At 50.1% G+C, this 16045-nt stretch carries 16 protein-coding genes; 6 read left to right on the top strand and 10 right to left on the bottom strand.

The window, feature by feature from the left end:
- Positions 1-235: 235 nt before the first annotated feature.
- A complete protein-coding gene (locus HUN05_22025; protein ID WDP87478.1) occupies positions 236-2008 on the top strand; it encodes a long-chain fatty acid--CoA ligase in 1773 nt (590 codons plus the stop codon).
- Between the two features lie 65 nt (positions 2009-2073).
- On the opposite strand, the gene HUN05_22020 is transcribed toward HUN05_22025, so the two are convergent.
- Genes HUN05_22020 through HUN05_21985 form a run of 8 tightly spaced genes read right to left on the bottom strand, consistent with a single transcriptional unit; the run spans position 2074 to position 8409 of the window.
- Positions 2074-2565, bottom strand: coding sequence for an amino acid-binding protein (locus HUN05_22020; protein WDP87477.1), 492 nt, complete (start codon positions 2563-2565; stop codon positions 2074-2076).
- A gap of 31 nt (positions 2566-2596) precedes the next feature.
- The gene (locus HUN05_22015) at positions 2597-3133 is read right to left on the bottom strand and encodes a 2-oxoacid:acceptor oxidoreductase family protein (GenBank protein ID WDP87476.1); all 537 of its coding nucleotides are present in this window, start codon (positions 3131-3133) and stop codon (positions 2597-2599) included.
- Positions 3134-3145: 12 nt separating this feature from the next.
- Complete coding sequence (locus tag HUN05_22010) at positions 3146-3886, bottom strand: 2-oxoglutarate oxidoreductase (GenBank protein ID WDP87475.1); 741 nt, start codon at positions 3884-3886, stop codon at positions 3146-3148.
- A gap of 23 nt (positions 3887-3909) precedes the next feature.
- On the bottom strand, positions 3910-4980 hold the full coding sequence (vorB, locus tag HUN05_22005; protein ID WDP87474.1) for a 3-methyl-2-oxobutanoate dehydrogenase subunit VorB: 1071 nt from the start codon (positions 4978-4980) through the stop codon (positions 3910-3912).
- 19 nt (positions 4981-4999) lie between these two features.
- Entirely contained in the window at positions 5000-5221 is a 222-nt protein-coding gene (locus HUN05_22000; protein WDP87473.1) for a 4Fe-4S binding protein, read from the bottom strand.
- Positions 5222-5241: 20 nt separating this feature from the next.
- Positions 5242-5925, bottom strand: coding sequence for a cobalamin biosynthesis protein CbiA (locus HUN05_21995; protein WDP87472.1), 684 nt, complete (start codon positions 5923-5925; stop codon positions 5242-5244).
- A 44-nt stretch (positions 5926-5969) separates the two neighbouring features.
- Complete coding sequence (locus tag HUN05_21990) at positions 5970-7118, bottom strand: hypothetical protein (GenBank protein WDP87471.1); 1149 nt, start codon at positions 7116-7118, stop codon at positions 5970-5972.
- Positions 7108-8409: a radical SAM protein gene (locus tag HUN05_21985; GenBank protein WDP87470.1), complete on the bottom strand. Its 1302-nt coding sequence runs from the start codon at positions 8407-8409 to the stop codon at positions 7108-7110. Before HUN05_21985 ends, HUN05_21990 begins: the two co-directional genes overlap by 11 nt.
- Before the next feature lie 308 nt (positions 8410-8717).
- Between HUN05_21985 and HUN05_21980 the strand changes: the two genes are divergently transcribed.
- The 5 genes from HUN05_21980 to hypE all read left to right on the top strand — a co-directional run bounded on the left by HUN05_21980 (position 8718) and on the right by hypE (position 13866).
- A complete protein-coding gene (locus HUN05_21980) occupies positions 8718-8918 on the top strand; it encodes a cold-shock protein (GenBank protein ID WDP87469.1) in 201 nt (66 codons plus the stop codon).
- A 198-nt stretch (positions 8919-9116) separates the two neighbouring features.
- Complete coding sequence (locus tag HUN05_21975; protein ID WDP87468.1) at positions 9117-9347, top strand: HypC/HybG/HupF family hydrogenase formation chaperone; 231 nt, start codon at positions 9117-9119, stop codon at positions 9345-9347.
- 6 nt (positions 9348-9353) lie between these two features.
- Positions 9354-11744, top strand: coding sequence for a carbamoyltransferase HypF (gene hypF / locus HUN05_21970; GenBank protein WDP87467.1), 2391 nt, complete (start codon positions 9354-9356; stop codon positions 11742-11744).
- Positions 11741-12826 (top strand): hydrogenase formation protein HypD, encoded by a 1086-nt coding sequence (gene hypD / locus HUN05_21965; GenBank protein ID WDP87466.1) that lies wholly within the window; start codon positions 11741-11743, stop codon positions 12824-12826. Before hypF ends, hypD begins: the two co-directional genes overlap by 4 nt.
- Positions 12827-12852: 26 nt before the next feature.
- Complete coding sequence (gene hypE / locus HUN05_21960; GenBank protein ID WDP87465.1) at positions 12853-13866, top strand: hydrogenase expression/formation protein HypE; 1014 nt, start codon at positions 12853-12855, stop codon at positions 13864-13866.
- A 62-nt stretch (positions 13867-13928) separates the two neighbouring features.
- Here the strand turns inward: hypE and HUN05_21955 are convergent, their stop codons facing one another.
- Together HUN05_21955 and HUN05_21950 are read right to left on the bottom strand one after the other, a co-directional pair.
- Positions 13929-14396, bottom strand: coding sequence for a HyaD/HybD family hydrogenase maturation endopeptidase (locus tag HUN05_21955; protein ID WDP87464.1), 468 nt, complete (start codon positions 14394-14396; stop codon positions 13929-13931).
- A gap of 172 nt (positions 14397-14568) precedes the next feature.
- On the bottom strand, positions 14569-16011 hold the full coding sequence (locus HUN05_21950) for a nickel-dependent hydrogenase large subunit (protein WDP87463.1): 1443 nt from the start codon (positions 16009-16011) through the stop codon (positions 14569-14571).
- Positions 16012-16045: the final 34 nt, after the last annotated feature.

The raw sequence follows: 16045 nt of genomic DNA, 5'->3' as shown, positions 1-16045 counted from the left end.
GCTGATAATAAAGAATTAGAGCCCCTTTAACACCGATCTGAAATGTTCCCCGGCCGGGTTTGATCGTTGCGTTACTTCATTGCCGGGGGTATTGCAAAAGTTTTACATTCAAACGACCTGCCACAGCCCTAAAGGGTTGGGGAAAATATCCCCTTTTTTCCGAAAAGTCAGGGCTTGATTCAAGGTTCAATGCCGTGTAGAGACTTGGCTTTAATTTAAAATTTCAGGTGTATATATGAATTCCCAGCATTTGGGCCGGATGATTACAAAAATTGTTGAAACAAATGATTCGCGCACCGCATTAAGATATAAAGAAAACCAGGAATGGAACAGCCTGACCTACGGTCAGATGTGGGCCCGGGTCCACGGTCTGGCTGCCGCCATGATCAGTGCCGGCCTTGAGCCGGGAGACCGGGTGGGCATCTATTCTGACAATTGCTACCAATGGGCGATCACCGATTTTGCCTGCATTATGGCAGGCTTGATTTCTGTTCCGGTTTACAGCACCAATACGGCCGAGCAGGTTGAATATATTGTCAAAGACGCAGGCATTGGCCTGGTATTTGTGGGCAACCAGGATCAATATGATAATCTGTCTTTGATTCCGGAGATTAAGATTGTCTCCTATGATCCGGGCCTAAAGGTCCATGGCAATGCATTTGTCTTTTTTGATGAGTATACCCATGACGCTGTGGACCCGACGCTTGGGGATGAAATTTGCGCCAGGCAGGGACAGGTCACGATGGATACCACATTGACCATTATCTATACCTCGGGCACCACAGGGCTTCCCAAGGGGGTGATGCTCAGCCACGGCAATCTCTTTCACCAGTTTACGGCCCTGGATTTGCATTTTAAAGTGACAAAGGAAGATGTCTCCTTGTCTTTTCTGCCCCTAAGCCACGTATACGAGCGGCTGTGGTCCTATTATCTTTATTCAAAGGGGGCGTTAAATACCTATCTGTCTGATCCCAAAAAGGTTATTGAGACCCTCAAGGAGGTCAAGCCCACAGCCATGGTTTCTGTGCCAAGGCTCTATGAAAAAATTTATGCGGCTGTTTACAATGCCCAGGAAACCGCCTCACCCTTGAAAAAGAAATTGTTCAGCGCAGCTGTTGATAAGGGCATGGCCTATCACCAAAGGAAAAAAGAAAATCAAACCATTCCCCTGGGCCTTAGGATAAAATTTAAGATTTTTGATACCCTGGTATTGTCCAAGGTCAGGGATCTTGTGGGCGGGCCTAAAAACTTTTTTTCCGCAGGCGGTGCCCCTCTGGAAAGGTCCATTGAAGAGTTCTTTTTTGCCTGCGGCCTGCTGGTCTGCCAGGGATACGGACTGACCGAAACCTCTCCCATGATCAGTTTTAACACCCCCGGGGCCTTTAAATTCGGCACCGTGGGTAAGCCTGTCCCCAATACCGAGGTTAAAATCGGGGCTCATGGAGAGGTCCTTGTCAAAGGGGGGCAGGTCATGAAAGGCTATTATAACAATCCTGAAAAAACTGCGGCCGCCATGGTGGATGGATGGTTTAAGACAGGGGATATCGGAGAGTTCGATCCCCAGGGCTTTTTAAGGATCACCGACCGGATCAAAGAGCTGATCATTACCTCCGGCGGAAAGAATATTGCCCCCCAGCACATTGAGACCCTGGTGGGCAAAGATTATTTCATTGAGCAGATCGTGGCCATTGGCGACCGGAGAAAATTCATTTGCGCCTTGGTGGTTCCGTCCATGGATGCCCTTGAGGCCTGGGCCATGCAAAAAGGCATCACCTGGTCTTCAACCGAAGAACTGATTTGCCGGGAAGATGTTCACGCGCTTTACAGGGAACGGATCAAGCGAAATTCCACCCAGCTGGCCCGGGTGGAAACCATTAAGAAATTCACCCTTCTGCCCAAGCCGTTTACCGTTGAAACCGGTGAAATTACCCCGACCTTGAAGTTAAAGCGAAAAGTGATTTCTGAAAAATATTATGATCTGATCGAGTCCATGTACCCCAAGGCTTAAAAGGGCGAGGAAGAAAAAAAAGCAGAGGAAAAAGAATTCATTCTTTTTCCTCTGCCGTTTATGGCCTAATATTTTCCATTCTCAAAGATGGCGTCGGCAAAGGTCACATCCTCGGGGCAGAAAACAAAGAGACATTTTCCATCACCGGTTGAGACCGATCCGTAGACATAATTGATATTGATCCCTTCTTTTCCCAGGCGCTGGGTCATCTTGGACAATTCCCCGGGCTTGTTGGTCATATCAATGGCCACCACCTCTTTGCTGTCAAAAAGATAATCCTTTTCCTTGAGCAGGGCCGTGGTCTTGTCAGGGTCATCCGGCAAAAGACGGATCAGGGCAAATTGGGCAGAATCCCTTCGCATGGACGAATAACTGGCCGAAGAGGCCAGCCGTTTCAGGGATTTGCCCCGGGCTTCAAACAGGTTCTGCACATAGGCGGATGCATCCTGGATGGTGATGGCATCAATGTTGATCCCCGCCCCTCCAAGAAGGTCTGTGAGTTCTCCCAGTTCGCCAGGCACATTTTTGAGAAATAGTGATATTTCACGTCTGATCATCTTTTGTCCCCCTTGTCTGATATGGATAAGTTTATGCCAGTGCCGCTTTTACCCCCTCATCAAATGCCGTCATATTCATGGGAATGATTTTGGCTTTGGCTGAAAATTCTTCCTTAATACACTTTTTCAAAAGTTCCAGGTCCACCAGCTGGCTTTTAGCTGCAAAGGCGGCCAGGGCAACAATATTGGCGGCCCTGACAGAGCCGGCCTTGATGGCAATATCGTTTACCGGTACCACAAGCTCTGTAATATCTTTGCGCTCACTGCGGACCGGAATTAAAGATGAATTAATGAACACAATCCCGCCGGGTTTGACGGTTGAGTCAAATTTTTCCAGGGAGGGCCGGTTCATGGCCACCAAATGGCTGGGGTTCTTGATGATGGGCGAACCGATGAGCTTGTCGCTGATAACCACGGTGCAATAGGCAGTGCCGCCCCGCATCTCAGGACCGTAGGACGGGATCCAGGCCACCTGGGAACCTTGTTTCATTGCGGCATATGCCAGGAGCTTGGCACTGAGAAGGATGCCCTGTCCGCCGAATCCTGCAAATTTTATTTCTGTCTGCATGCTTTCTCCAGTCTATTCTTCAGGGGTTTTATAATCACCCAGTTCATAATAGGGCAGCAAGGTCTCTTCGGCCCATTTTAAGGCATTCAGCGGGGTCATTCCCCAGTTTGTGGGACAGGTGGAAACCACCTCCACAAAGCTGAAACATTTGCCTTCCACCTGGTATTGGAATGCTTTTTTAATGGCTTTTTTAGCCTTGTTGACCTGCTGGGGCTTGAGCACGGCCTGGCGGGTGACATATCCCGGGGTGACCAGCTCTCCTAAGAGGTTGGCCATGCGGATGGGCATTCCGGTCTGGTCTGTGTCACGTCCTGTGGGGGCCGTGGTTGCCCTTTGACCCGGCATGGTGGTGGGGGCCATCTGGCCGCCGGTCATCCCGTAAATGGCGTTGTTGATGAAAATGACTGTGAATTTTTCACCCCGGTTGGCCGCATGGATGATCTCTCCCATGCCGATGCTGGCAAGGTCACCGTCTCCCTGGTAGGTAAATACAATCAAGTCCGGGCGTACCCGCTTGATTCCCGTGGCCATGGCAGGGGCGCGGCCGTGAGCCGCTTCCTGGAAGTCACAGTCAAAATAATTGTAGGCCATGACAGCACACCCCACAGGGGCGATGCCCACGGTTCTGTCCTGAATATCCAGTTCATCAATGGCTTCGGCAACCAGCCTATGGACGATACCATGGGTGCAGCCCGGGCAGTAGTGGGTATAATTCTGGCTTAACACGTTGGGCTTTGAAAATGTTTTTCCCATTTTTTTCTCCTAATATCGGTCCGTTACTTTACCAGTGTTTTGATAATTTCGATGATTTTTTCAGGTGAAGGAATTTCACCGCCGCACTCTCCGTAGAATTCCACGGGCCGTTTGCCCATGACGCAGCGCTGAACATCTTCCACCATCTGTCCCATACTCATCTCAATACTGATAACGGATTTGCAGCTTTCCTTTATTGCCGCATCGTGAACCTCTTGTTCCGGAAAGGGAAATAAGGTTTTCGGTCTGAACATGGCCACTTCAATGCCCTCTTTTTTGAGCATGTCAATGGCGGTCCTGCAGACCCGGCTCATGGTGCCGTAGCTTGTGATCATCACCTGGTAGTCTGTGTCGGCATTGTAGAGTTCGAACTGAACTTCCTCTTTTCTCATCTGCTCGTATTTGGCCTTGAGAATCAGGTTGTTCTGGTTGAGTTCCGTCGGGTCCAGGAACAGGGATTTTACCAGGTTTCTTTTCTTGCTTTTCCGTGTGGCCATCCCGTTGGTGGCCCAGTCATCCTTGTTGGAGGGCTCAGATTTTAAATCATCCGGGAATTCAACCGGCTCCATCATCTGGCCGATCATGCCGTCGCCCAAAACCATGACGGGATTCCGGTATTTTTCAGCCAGACCAAATGCCTGCATGGTCATTTCAACGGCTTCTTGCACCCCGTCCGGCGCCAGGACTAAAAGACGGTAGTCCCCATGGCCTCCGCCCTTGGTGGCCTGGAAATAATCGCCCTGGGAGGGGAGAATGCCGCCGAGCCCCGGGCCCCCTCTCATGATATTGACAAAAACAGCCGGGCACTGGGCCGCAGCAATATAGGAAATGGCTTCGCTCATGAGGCTGATGCCCGGAGATGAAGAGGTTGTCATTACCCGTTCTCCTGCACCTGATGCACCAAATATCATATATCCCACAGCCACTTCACTTTCTCCCTGGAGAAAGACCCCGCCTTCTTCGGGCAGCCGTTTTACCAGGTATTCGGCCACTTCTGACTGGGGGGTGATGGGATATGCAAAATAATTTTTACAGCCTGCCCTGATAGCGGCTTCACCAATTGCTTCATTACCTTTCATTAAGACTTTTGCCATTGTTATCTATCCTTAAAAATTAGTTTGTTGTTTCTTTTTCAACAATTCGGATGGCAACATCCGGGCACATCACACAGCATATGGTGCAGTGAATACAGTCTTCAGGTCTTGCCTGGAACACGGGGAAATGTCCTTTTGCATTTACTTTGTCGGTGATCTCAAGGACGTTTTTGGGGCAGAAATTAACACAGAGCCCGCATCCCTTGCACCGTTCGGTATCAATAATATGTTCTAGGGCCATTGTTCAAATTACTCCTACGTTTAAATGCGTTTCCAGGGAGGTGCCAGTCGTCTGTCAATGGGCAGGACAGGACAGTCAAACCGGTCCATATCCAGCTGGGGCATCAGCCCGGAGGACGCTGTTATAAATTCAAGTTTCAGGCCGGTGGCATTTGACATCTGGCAAACCAGGTCATAGCCGTTGTAAACAATTTCAGGGGTGGTTTCATCAATGAGGTTGGCGTTGGACACAAGACCTGTCACGGGCAGTTTGGCCGAGGTCTCAATTTCCGCCTTGATTTTTAAACATCCCTCAAGGCTCTGGGTAAAGGGCCGCAAGGGATTGATCACCTGGATCATCTGAACATCCGGTTTTTCCAATACATCTGCCAGGGCGGCCAATACCGTCACCCCGGTGTCATCCCCGCCGGCATCCAGGATGGTCAGGTCCCCGGGATTTTTTATCATCCCGGCTACTGCCGGGGTGAGGATGGGCAGGTCTGCATGCATGTATTGTTCAGGGGGCAGGACCACCTCAACCCCTAATTTTTCAAGGGGGCGTCTGGCTTCCCTGCTGCGGAAATAGGGATTGACCAAATCCAGGTCTGTGATTTTAACGCGTTTTCCCTGGGCTGAGCCGATGGCTGCCAGGTTGACCGCGGTCTCGCTTTTTCCAGAACCGTAATTACCGACGATGATGACGATCCCGTTAATATCTGGTGTCAAACCCGTTTCCTTTACAAAATGATTAAAACAACCCAAATCACAAATTAAATCAGATCAGGATTGGTTTTGCAAATGGTTTTTCTCACTAAATCATATACTTCTTCTTTTAAAAGGGCCCGGCCCTTATCCATGCTGGCCTGCTTGACTGCCAGGGTAATTGATTCAAGCGTGTCCCCGGGATAGGGGATTTTATTTTTGTCCAAAAATTGTTTTATAAGCCCTTTGCCGCAGAGGGGGTTGAGGAAAAAATATTCTGAGTCCCGTGTTCCAAAATCTCCCTGTGCATGGGTGCCGGCCACATGGGTTTTGACAGCCGCCCCAAATACCGGGCAGGGATAATCCATGAGGTTGAGCCCGGTCTGTTCTCCAACAATCTGGTTGACATAGGTGTAATAGGCTGTAAATCCTTTTGGGTTATCAAGGTCAAGTCCTGTTCTTATTCCCTGGGCGTCAAGAAGTTTGGCCGTGGTATACAGGTCTGCAATCCCGTTGCGTTCGCCAATGCCTAAGACAGAGGCTTCTAAAATTTGTGCACCTGCCAGAATTCCTGTCAGGCTGTTTGCCGAAGCCATGCCCATGTCGTTGTGGCAGTGGACCCCAAGTTTGAGGTGGCCGGCCTTGGGTGCCAATGCCCGTATTCGGTCAAAAACCTGGTTGGGCGCCATGATGCCCGAGGTGTCCGCCAGGGAGAGGATACTCAAGTGGGGGAAGAGGTCCAGGCATTTAACGCTGGTGGCTAATTGTTGAGGATCGGTCTTGCCCATGTCGAGCATGGCCAGGGAAATCTGGGAAAGGGGCAGCTTTTCTTTTACATGGGCAAAGAGCGCCTGGACTTGGTCCAGGGCCTTTAAAAAAACGGGCTCAGGCATATCCTTTTTGATCTGGAAATGAAAATGGGGATCATCCACCCGGGTTTTGACTAAGATGTCGGCATCCGATGCCAGGGTCCTTCCCAGGGCGGCAATCCGGATTTTAAATCCTTTTTTTCTTGAGTGGTCTGCCAGGGCTGAAACAATTGCGGCTTCTTGATCAAGGGCTGAAGGGTAGCCTGCCTGGCAGACATCCACCCCGAGCATTTCCTGGAATTCCAGCATCTTTATCCGCTGTTCCAGGGAAAAGACAAGGCCGTGAAACTGCATTCCCTCTCTCAGGGTTTGGTCAATGACACGGATCCTGCCTGGTTTATCTGCCATGGGTTTCCTTTGGGGGATTAAAATATCCATGGATAAGGTTGGGAAAGGCTTGGGTCAGATCTCCTATCATCCGGGCCATGCCCGTTGGCGGACCGTTGTCTTCAACCTTGTCCATGATGCGGATATAGCGTCTGGGGTCAAAGTTAAGGTTCCGCCACTGGATCATATCAATGCCCAGATCCTGGATAAAAGAGAACAGGGCCTCTTTTTCCGATTGGGAATCTGTGAATCCAGGACAGTTAAGATAGTTGATGGCCACAAATTTACCCTGATCTTTGGCCGTGTTGATGCTTTTTACCACATGGTCGAATTCATAGGATTTCGGCCTGAAATAAGCCGTGTAACAGGCGGGGCGCACTGAATTCATGCTGACCCGCATACTGTCCAGGCCGACCCTGCACAGCCGGTCTACCTGATCCGGCAGGCTGGCATTGGTGTTGAGGTTGATGGTGCCCCTGTCGGTCTGGGCCCTGATCATTTCAATGGCAGGCTCAATGGATTTGGCCGAGGTCAAAGGTTCGCCTTCGCACCCCTGGCCGAAACTGACCACGGCCTTGTCCACCTTTTGAATATGCTCCAGGGCAACGCCGGCAATCTCTTCGGGTTTCGGAATAAAGGAAATCCGGTCCTGGCAGGCGCAAAGGTTGTTCTGGGTTTGAAGAGAGATGCATCCCAGGCAGCTTGCATTGCACACCACCGAGGTGGGCAAAGGGGCCTCATACCGTCCCAGAAAAAAATTTTTCCCGGCCGGGCACCCATATTCCAGGGCGCATTTTTCTATGTGGCGTATGAGTCTGTTGTCCGGATATTTTTTTCTGAACCGCTTCACCCCGTCCTTTACCCCTGAAACGGGCATAAGCCGAAGATCCTGTCTGGGTTCGTTGTCCACGAGAAGGGCGGCTGACCTGAAGTCGTTTTTTCCAAACCCAACAGCCCCGTATGAAAACAGGGGCAGAGGATCTTTAATGCCGGTGTCATCATAGGCGCAAAAGTGCCGGTTTACATATCCCGGGGAGTTGAACACCCCCACCGGGAAAATTCGTTCATCTGGATTATAGGGATTTGTTTCAAGGACTTCAAACTGATCGGTGATCAGATTAAATACCACAGGAGAGCGCCCGGGCAGAAGCATGAGTTCACTTCCCTGGGGCATGTCACAGGTGCTTGTTTTGGTCAGGATGTGAAATTGGCTGCCGGACATGCCTGCGGCCCCGTATCCTTCCAGTTCAAATATCTCTCCATTTTCTTTTGCCGCCACTGCTGTCAGAATCTGTTTGTTTATATATGCCATGATCTTTAAAGGTATACCAAAAACATTTCCTGATCACAATCCTTGAGTTCAGGGGGAGGGGAGCCGGACCGTGGAAAACTTAGGTGGAAACCTGTTTTCAAATCCGGAGCTGAGATCTGCATTAAATTTTAATTTTCAGAAACACTTGACTTTTTCATTCTGTGGTTTATATTGAGCGAACGCTATCCATAGACGGATGCGAAATGGTTTTTTTCCAATTGGCGTATATTCCCGGATAGATAGACGGCAATACTCCCAAGCGTTAGAAACCGCTTTTTTTTATTTTTTTATTACAGGAGATTGCCACTATGGCTACCGGTATCGTAAAATGGTTTAACGACTCAAAAGGGTTTGGCTTTATTGAACAAGAGGGCGGAAAAGATGTTTTCGTGCATCACACAGGTATCAATGCATCAGGTTTTAAATCCCTGAACGAAGGGGACCGTGTTGAATTTGAAGTTGAAGAGGGCCAGAAAGGCCCTGCCGCTAAAAACGTTACTGTGATCTAAATCACAAACCGTTTTACCCAAGCGAAGATTGCTTAACGGCATCAAGGCCCTGGATAGAATATCTGTCCAGGGCCTTTTGTTTTTTGGGATAAATTTTCAGGATCAGGACGGGTAAAGTGAAATAAAGATTGCTCAGCCAGTATCCTGTGGTATATTGGTTCTCATTGAAAATGCTTTTTTAATTATGGATGAAATTATATGTGTTTAGCCGTACCTTCAAAAATTATTGAAATTAACGATTCAGTAGCAAAGGTGGATGTGGACGGGGTTGTCCGGGAAGCCAGCATTATGCTGCTTGAAGATGTAACAATTGGGGATTATGTCATTGTCCATGCCGGGTTTGCCATTTCCCAGGTGGATGAGGAAGCTGCCCTCCAGACCATAGAAGATATGCGTAAAATTTTGGAATTAGGTTCAGACCAGTTCTGATCGGCCATGACCAGCCCCCCCATTTCAGCAAAACAGGTTGAAATCAGCGGCGTTGTTCAGGGCGTCGGGTTTCGGCCTTTTTTATTCGGGCTTGCCAAAACCCATCACCTTTGCGGAAGGGTGTCCAATACAGCCAAGGGCGTGGACCTTTTCATTGAGGGCCCTATCGCTGCTCTTGAAACCTGCATCCGGGATATTCGTCTGAAAGCCCCCCTGTTGAGCCGGATCTCGGACCTGGTGTCAACGGACCAAGAGGTCCGGGGATATTCAGAATTCAAAATTATCAAGAGCCGGGCGTCCACCCATCGTTCCACCCTTATCTCTCCGGATGTCAGCATCTGTCCTGACTGCCTGGCTGAGATGCTCAATCCGAGTGACCGGCGGTTTGAATATCCGTTTATCAACTGCACCAATTGCGGACCTCGGTATACCATTATAAATGATATCCCCTATGACCGCCCCAAAACCTCCATGAACGCTTTTGTCATGTGTCCTCGCTGTCAGGCAGAGTATGACAACCCCCTGGACCGGCGGTTTCATGCCCAGCCCAATGCCTGTCCGGTCTGCGGGCCCCAGGTGTTTTTAACGGATCATACGGGCCGGCGTCAGGATAACGATCCCGGTCATGCCCTGGATCTTGCAGCTAAGTTGCTGGGTCAGGGTAAAATCCTTGCCGTCAAAGGGCTTGGGGGGTTTCACCTGGCCGCAGATGCCTCTGATGAGGCTGCCGTGGCAAGGCTGCGCAAAAGAAAAAACAGGCCGGATAAACCCTTTGCCCTGATGGCGGCATCTGAATCTTCTCTGTTTGATCATGTGGACCTTGATGATTATCAAAAGGCCTTGATGAGTTCTTTTCATCGTCCCATTGTGCTTTTGAATAAAAAAAATCTGGAAAAAACAGAGGATGCCCAAGGATCCGGATTGGCCTCATCCCTTGCCCCTGGTAATTCCTGTCTGGGCGTTATGCTTCCCTATACCCCCTTGCATTATCTGCTGCTGGACAAAGGGCCGGATATTCTTGTGATGACATCGGGGAACCGGTCGGGAGAACCCTTGTCCATAGACAATGAGGATGCCCTGGACGCTTTTTCCCATATTGCCGATTATTTTTTATTCCACAACCGGGATATCTATTTTAGGGCGGATGATTCCATTGCCCGGGTGCAAAAAGGCAAACCTCGGTTTATCCGGCGGTCAAGGGGATATGCCCCCCTGCCTCTGGATTTGACCCCGGTTTCAGGCAAGCGCCTGCCCAAGATCCTGGGCTGCGGGGGCGGGCTTAAAAGTGCGGTCTGCCTGACCAGGGACTGCTACGGGTTTTTAAGCCAGCACATCGGCGATCTGGAAAATCCCAAGGTCCATGATTTTTTTACGCAAACCATTGATCATATGGAAAAAATTTTAAACATTGAGCCTGAGGCGGTGGCCCATGACCTTCATTCGGGATATTACAGCACAGGGTTTGCCAAATCCCTGGGAGAAAAGGGCTTTCCCCTGATTCCGGTTCAGCATCACCATGCCCATGCCCTTTCCTGCATGGCTGAAAACAGGCTGGAAGGAAAGGTGGTGGCAATTACTTTGGACGGGACCGGCTTTGGCACGGACGGCCATATCTGGGGCGGTGAGATTTTAACCTGTACCTATAGGGATTTCAAGCGTTGTGCCCACCTGGACTACCTGCCCATGCCCGGGGGGGATGCTGCGGTTTTTGAGCCCTGGCGCATGGCAGCATCTCTTTTGTATAAAAGCCTTGGAAGAGCGGCCTTTGATCTGGATATTCCCTATGTTAAGGCCATGGCGGATAAACAACTGGGGTTTATTCTTCAGATGATTGACAAAGGGGTGAATTGTCCTTTGACCTCCAGTGCGGGACGGCTTTTTGATGCGGTATCCTCGCTTTTGTGCATCTCTCACACCATTTCCTATGAAAGCCAGGCGGCCATGGCATTGGAATTTTGGGCCCTCCGGAATCAAGATCCTGTGGGGCTCTATTCTTTTAAAATTCATACCCAGGAGGACGGGTGCAGGGTGATGGATTTTGGACTGGGTGTGGAAGAAATAATACAAGATATTCAAAACGGGGTGACAACAGAGCTGATCAGTGCAAAGTTTCATCATACCCTGGTTTTCATGTTTACGGACGAGGCAGAGAAAATTGCCCGGGAATCAGGGATTGACAGGGTGGTATTGTCCGGCGGGGTGTTCAACAATGACCGGTTGTTATCTCTTACCATTGAACGGCTGGAGGCCAAAGGGCTGTCCGTATTCACCCAGTCTCTTGTCCCCTGCGGGGACGGGGGCATTGCTCTGGGGCAGGTCATGGCCGCAGCTGCTCAGATGGCTGCAGGGGCGGATCAAGAAACAATTAAAAAATCAGGGACAAGGATAATTTCATGAGTTTAAAATATGTTGAAGAGTTCCGGGATGGGGAACTGGCAAGACAATTGGTTAAAAAAATCTGCAGAATCAGCAAAAAGGACTTGCGCCTCATGGAGGTCTGCGGCACCCATACCATGTCCATTTTCCGCCATGGTATCCGCTCTGTCCTGCCCCGGGGGATTACCCTGTTGTCAGGACCGGGGTGTCCTGTGTGCGTGACGGCCCAGAAAGATATTGACGCCTATGTGGCCTTTGCCCAGAGAAAAGAGGTGATCGTGACCACCTTCGGGGATTTGATGAAGGTGCCCGGATCCAACTCTACCCTGTCCAGGGAAAAGGCCGATGGCGCGGATGTCAGGATGGTTTACTCCATTTTTGACGCCCTGAATATTGCCAAGGAAAATCCAAAAAAAGAAGTGGTATTCTGTGCTGTGGGGTTTGAGACCACTATCCCGACCATTGCCGCGGCCATTCTGACGGCCAAGGCCCAAGGCGTGGAAAATTTCAGCATTTATTCGGCCAACAAGCTTACCCCGCCGGCCCTCGCAGCCTTAATGGAGGCGGACGGGGTAAAAATAGACGGGTTTATCCTGCCCGGTCATGTCTCTGTGATCACAGGGACCCAAGCCTATCGGCAAACCTTTGAAACCTATGATATTCCTTCGGTGATCACCGGATTTGAACCCGTTGATATCTTACAGTCGGTTCTTCTTTTGGTCGAGCAGAATGAAACAAATTGCCCGGCCCTGGTCAATGCCTACCCCCGGGCCGTGTCAGACTCCGGCAATGTTAAGGCCAAAACCATCATGAATCAGGTATTTGAAATTGCTGATGCCGTTTGGCGGGGAATCGGTGAAATCCCCAATTCGGGGATGGTCCTGAAAAAAGAATTTCAGGCCTTTGACGGGGCAAAGAAGTTTGATATGAATATGCCTGATGTGCCCGAGCCCAAAGGATGTGCCTGCGGTGAAATTCTCATGGGTCTGAAGACGCCTGACCAATGCCGGCTGTACAAGAAAGCCTGTACCCCCATGAGTCCTGTGGGGCCCTGCATGGTCTCCAGCGAAGGGGCCTGTGCCGCATATTACAAGTATAGTTAGAAAGAACAGCTTAAAGGATAAATATAATGAAAAATGATGATAAGGTTCTGCTTGACCATGGGTCCGGGGGAAAGGTCTCCCATGCCATGTTCTCCGATTTAATCCTTCCCCTGTTTGACAACCCTGAGCTTTCCAAGCAGGATGACGGGGCGGTCTTTGATGTTGTCCAGGGAAAAATGGCGTTTTCAACGGATTCCTATGTGGTGGACCCTATTTTTTTTCCAGGGGGAAATATCGGGGATCTTGCCGTGAACGGCACGGTCAATGACGTGGCCATGTGCGGCGCCCATCCCTTGTATATTTCAGTGGGCCTGATCATTGAGGAAGGCCTGGCCGTGGGGGATTTGAAAATTATTCTTGAATCCATGGCCATGGCAGCTAAAAAGGCCGGGGTCAAGATTGTGACCGGGGATACCAAGGTGGTGCCCCGGGGCAAGGCAGACAAAATTTTTATCAATACCTCAGGGGTGGGCGTTATCCCCCAAGGGGTGGACGTATCGGGAAATCAGGCCAAGGCCGGGGATAAAATCATTGTTTCAGGCTCCATTGCCGACCACGGGATCACCATTTTAAGCGAACGGGAAGGCCTTAAATTTGATTCTGATATCAAAACCGATTCAGCCCCCTTAAACCATATGGTCAAAGATATTTTGAATTCAGGATGCAAGGTTCACGTGTTAAGGGACCCCACCCGGGGAGGACTTGGCACCACTTTGAATGAAATTGCCGCCCAGTCCAATGTGGGCATCCGGCTGTATGAAGACAAGCTGTCCGTAAAAGGGGCGGTTCAGGGCATCTGCGAATTGCTCGGGTTTGATCCTTTGTATATTGCCAATGAAGGTAAGCTCATTGCCTTTGTGCCCCAAGCTGACGCCGACAGGGTGCTTGAGGTGATCCGGGCCAGTGAGTTCGGCCAGGACGCGGTCATTGTAGGAGAGGTAACCGATCAGGATCCCGGCAGGGTTGTTCTGGAAACCTTGATAGGGGGAACAAGGATCGTGGATATGCTGACAGGGGAGCAATTGCCCAGAATCTGCTGATCCTAAGCCATGCTCACGGAAAAAATACTGCCGGCTGTTTTTTTGAAAAACAGCCGGTTTTTTTATTCGAGCAATTCTCGGATATGCTTGCGGACCACGTTCAGATATCCTGGAAAAGCCTTGGCCAGGGGCGGGGTGACTTCAGTGCCCCAGTTGATTTCTTCAGGCTCAATGCCCACCACCCTTAAATAGGGCCGGTGTCCTCTGATTTCCGCCATGCTCAGAGAGTCTAAAAGATCTATATCATGGAGGGAGAGCATCTGCTTTTCATCTTTTCTCAGCTGGTCTTCTTCCAGGCTGTAAATGGTGCCGGGTTCATGGTTGGCCCTGACAATATCCAGAACAAGAATTTTTTCATACTTTTCAAACAGATAAAAAATATCCTGGGTAAAGGTGCCGCCGTCCACGAAATCCACGAGGGTTTCGTCCCAATCGTCCTTTTCCTTCCAAAATTCGTTGATGGCATGGACCCCGATTCCCTCGTCCATGAGGAGGGTGTTGCCCACGCCAAGTACCAATAGTTTTTTCATTTGCTCTTCCTGGTGTTGTATTGATTTTGGTTGTCACCAAAAAACAATGAGGAGGCAACCAAAGGCCGCCTCTCCATCGATATAACCTAAACGGTATCGCTAATTAAAGGGGAAGTTCCACTTTAACTTCTTTACCGGTATCTGCGTCCAGCACGTGGACGGCACAGCCCAGTCAGGGGTCGTAGGCGCGGATGAGGCGCCCGACATTGACTGGGTTTTCAATATCCGGAACCGGTACGCCGATGAGGGATTCTTCAATGGGTCCTCTTACACCCATATCATCCCTGGGGTTGGCGTTCCAGATGGTGGCAGATGTGATCTGATAGTTGGAGATCACAGAGTCTTTGATGTCCACATAGTGGAGCAGAGCGCCACGGGGGGCTTCTGTCATACCAAGACCTTCTGCATTCTTGGGAATTTCAGCCGGAACAAAGGTCTCTTTGCCGGGCTGGGCCTGGGACAGCCATTCTTCAACAGCCATGCAGACCAGGGCAGTCTCTTCAGCCCGTGCCACGTGGCGGCCCAGGATGGAGAAACCAGCAGCGCCGATATCACGGAATTTCTGAACGCCCAGGGCGGTCTGACCGGCTTTGGACAGATCCGGGTTGGTGGCCCACATTCTTGCCAATGGACCTGCCTCATGGGGTTTACCGTTATATCTGGGTGCTTTGATGAAAGAATAGGCACCATCTTTGTAAGGATCAGGTCTGGTTTGACCCTTGGTGGGGTTCAGACCTGTTGTGGAATCTTCAAACCAGGAGTATTTTACAAATTCTTTGATCATGGCAGGATCGACATCATAATCTTTGCCGTCAGTGTAAACACCCGGTTTCAACAGGGTATTGCCCTTGTTGTCCGTGGGGAAAACGCCCCAGGAAACCAGATTTTTATGTCCCACACCTGTCTTGAGCAGGTCGCCGTAGGGGCCGGCCAGAAGATAGATCAGGGGAACATATTTTTCCATGACAAAGTCTTTTACCCGTTTAAACCGTTCTGCATATTTATTCAATGCTTCACGGGTGGGGATCTCAGTGGAACCGCCCACAACAATACCCTGAACATGGGGCATCTTACCGCCGAGAAGGGCAACCATTTCGTGGCAGATCTTTCTCATTTCAAGGGCTTCAAGATACTGATCCACGCCGACTTTGTTGATGTCGGCCGGAAGGCGGACATCGTTGTTTTTATATCTGGGGATAAAAGGAGCCGTATCCGGACCATTGACATAGTCCAGGGCTGCCAGATGGTAAAAATGGAGAATATGGGACTGGATAAAGTTGGCACCTAAAATAAGGTTCCTTGCAATCCGTCCATTGTCTGTCAACTCAACACCAAATGCATCATCCAAAGCAAGGGCGGATGCAGTGGCATGGGCCGTGGGGCAAACACCGCAGATTCTCTGGGTAATCTGGGTGGCATCCCTGGGGTCCCTGCCGTTGAGAATTTGTTCAAAACCGCGGTACATACCGCCGGTAAGACGGGCATCAACAACAACCCCGCCCTTTACTTCAACTTCTGCCTTAAGATGTCCTTCGATCCGGGTGACCGGATCAATATGAATCTTAATTTTTTTATTGCTGCCGGCCGGTTCAGCCTGTGGTTTACAGCCTGCCATAATAAAACCTCCTTGGGTTTTGTAATTTTGCGAA

Origin of the sequence: Desulfobacter sp., from assembly GCA_028768545.1 — a bacterium.
Classification (GTDB): Bacteria; Desulfobacterota; Desulfobacteria; order Desulfobacterales; family Desulfobacteraceae; genus Desulfobacter.
Note: the sequence above shows the minus strand (reverse complement) of the source record. Positions and strands in the feature narration are given on the sequence as shown.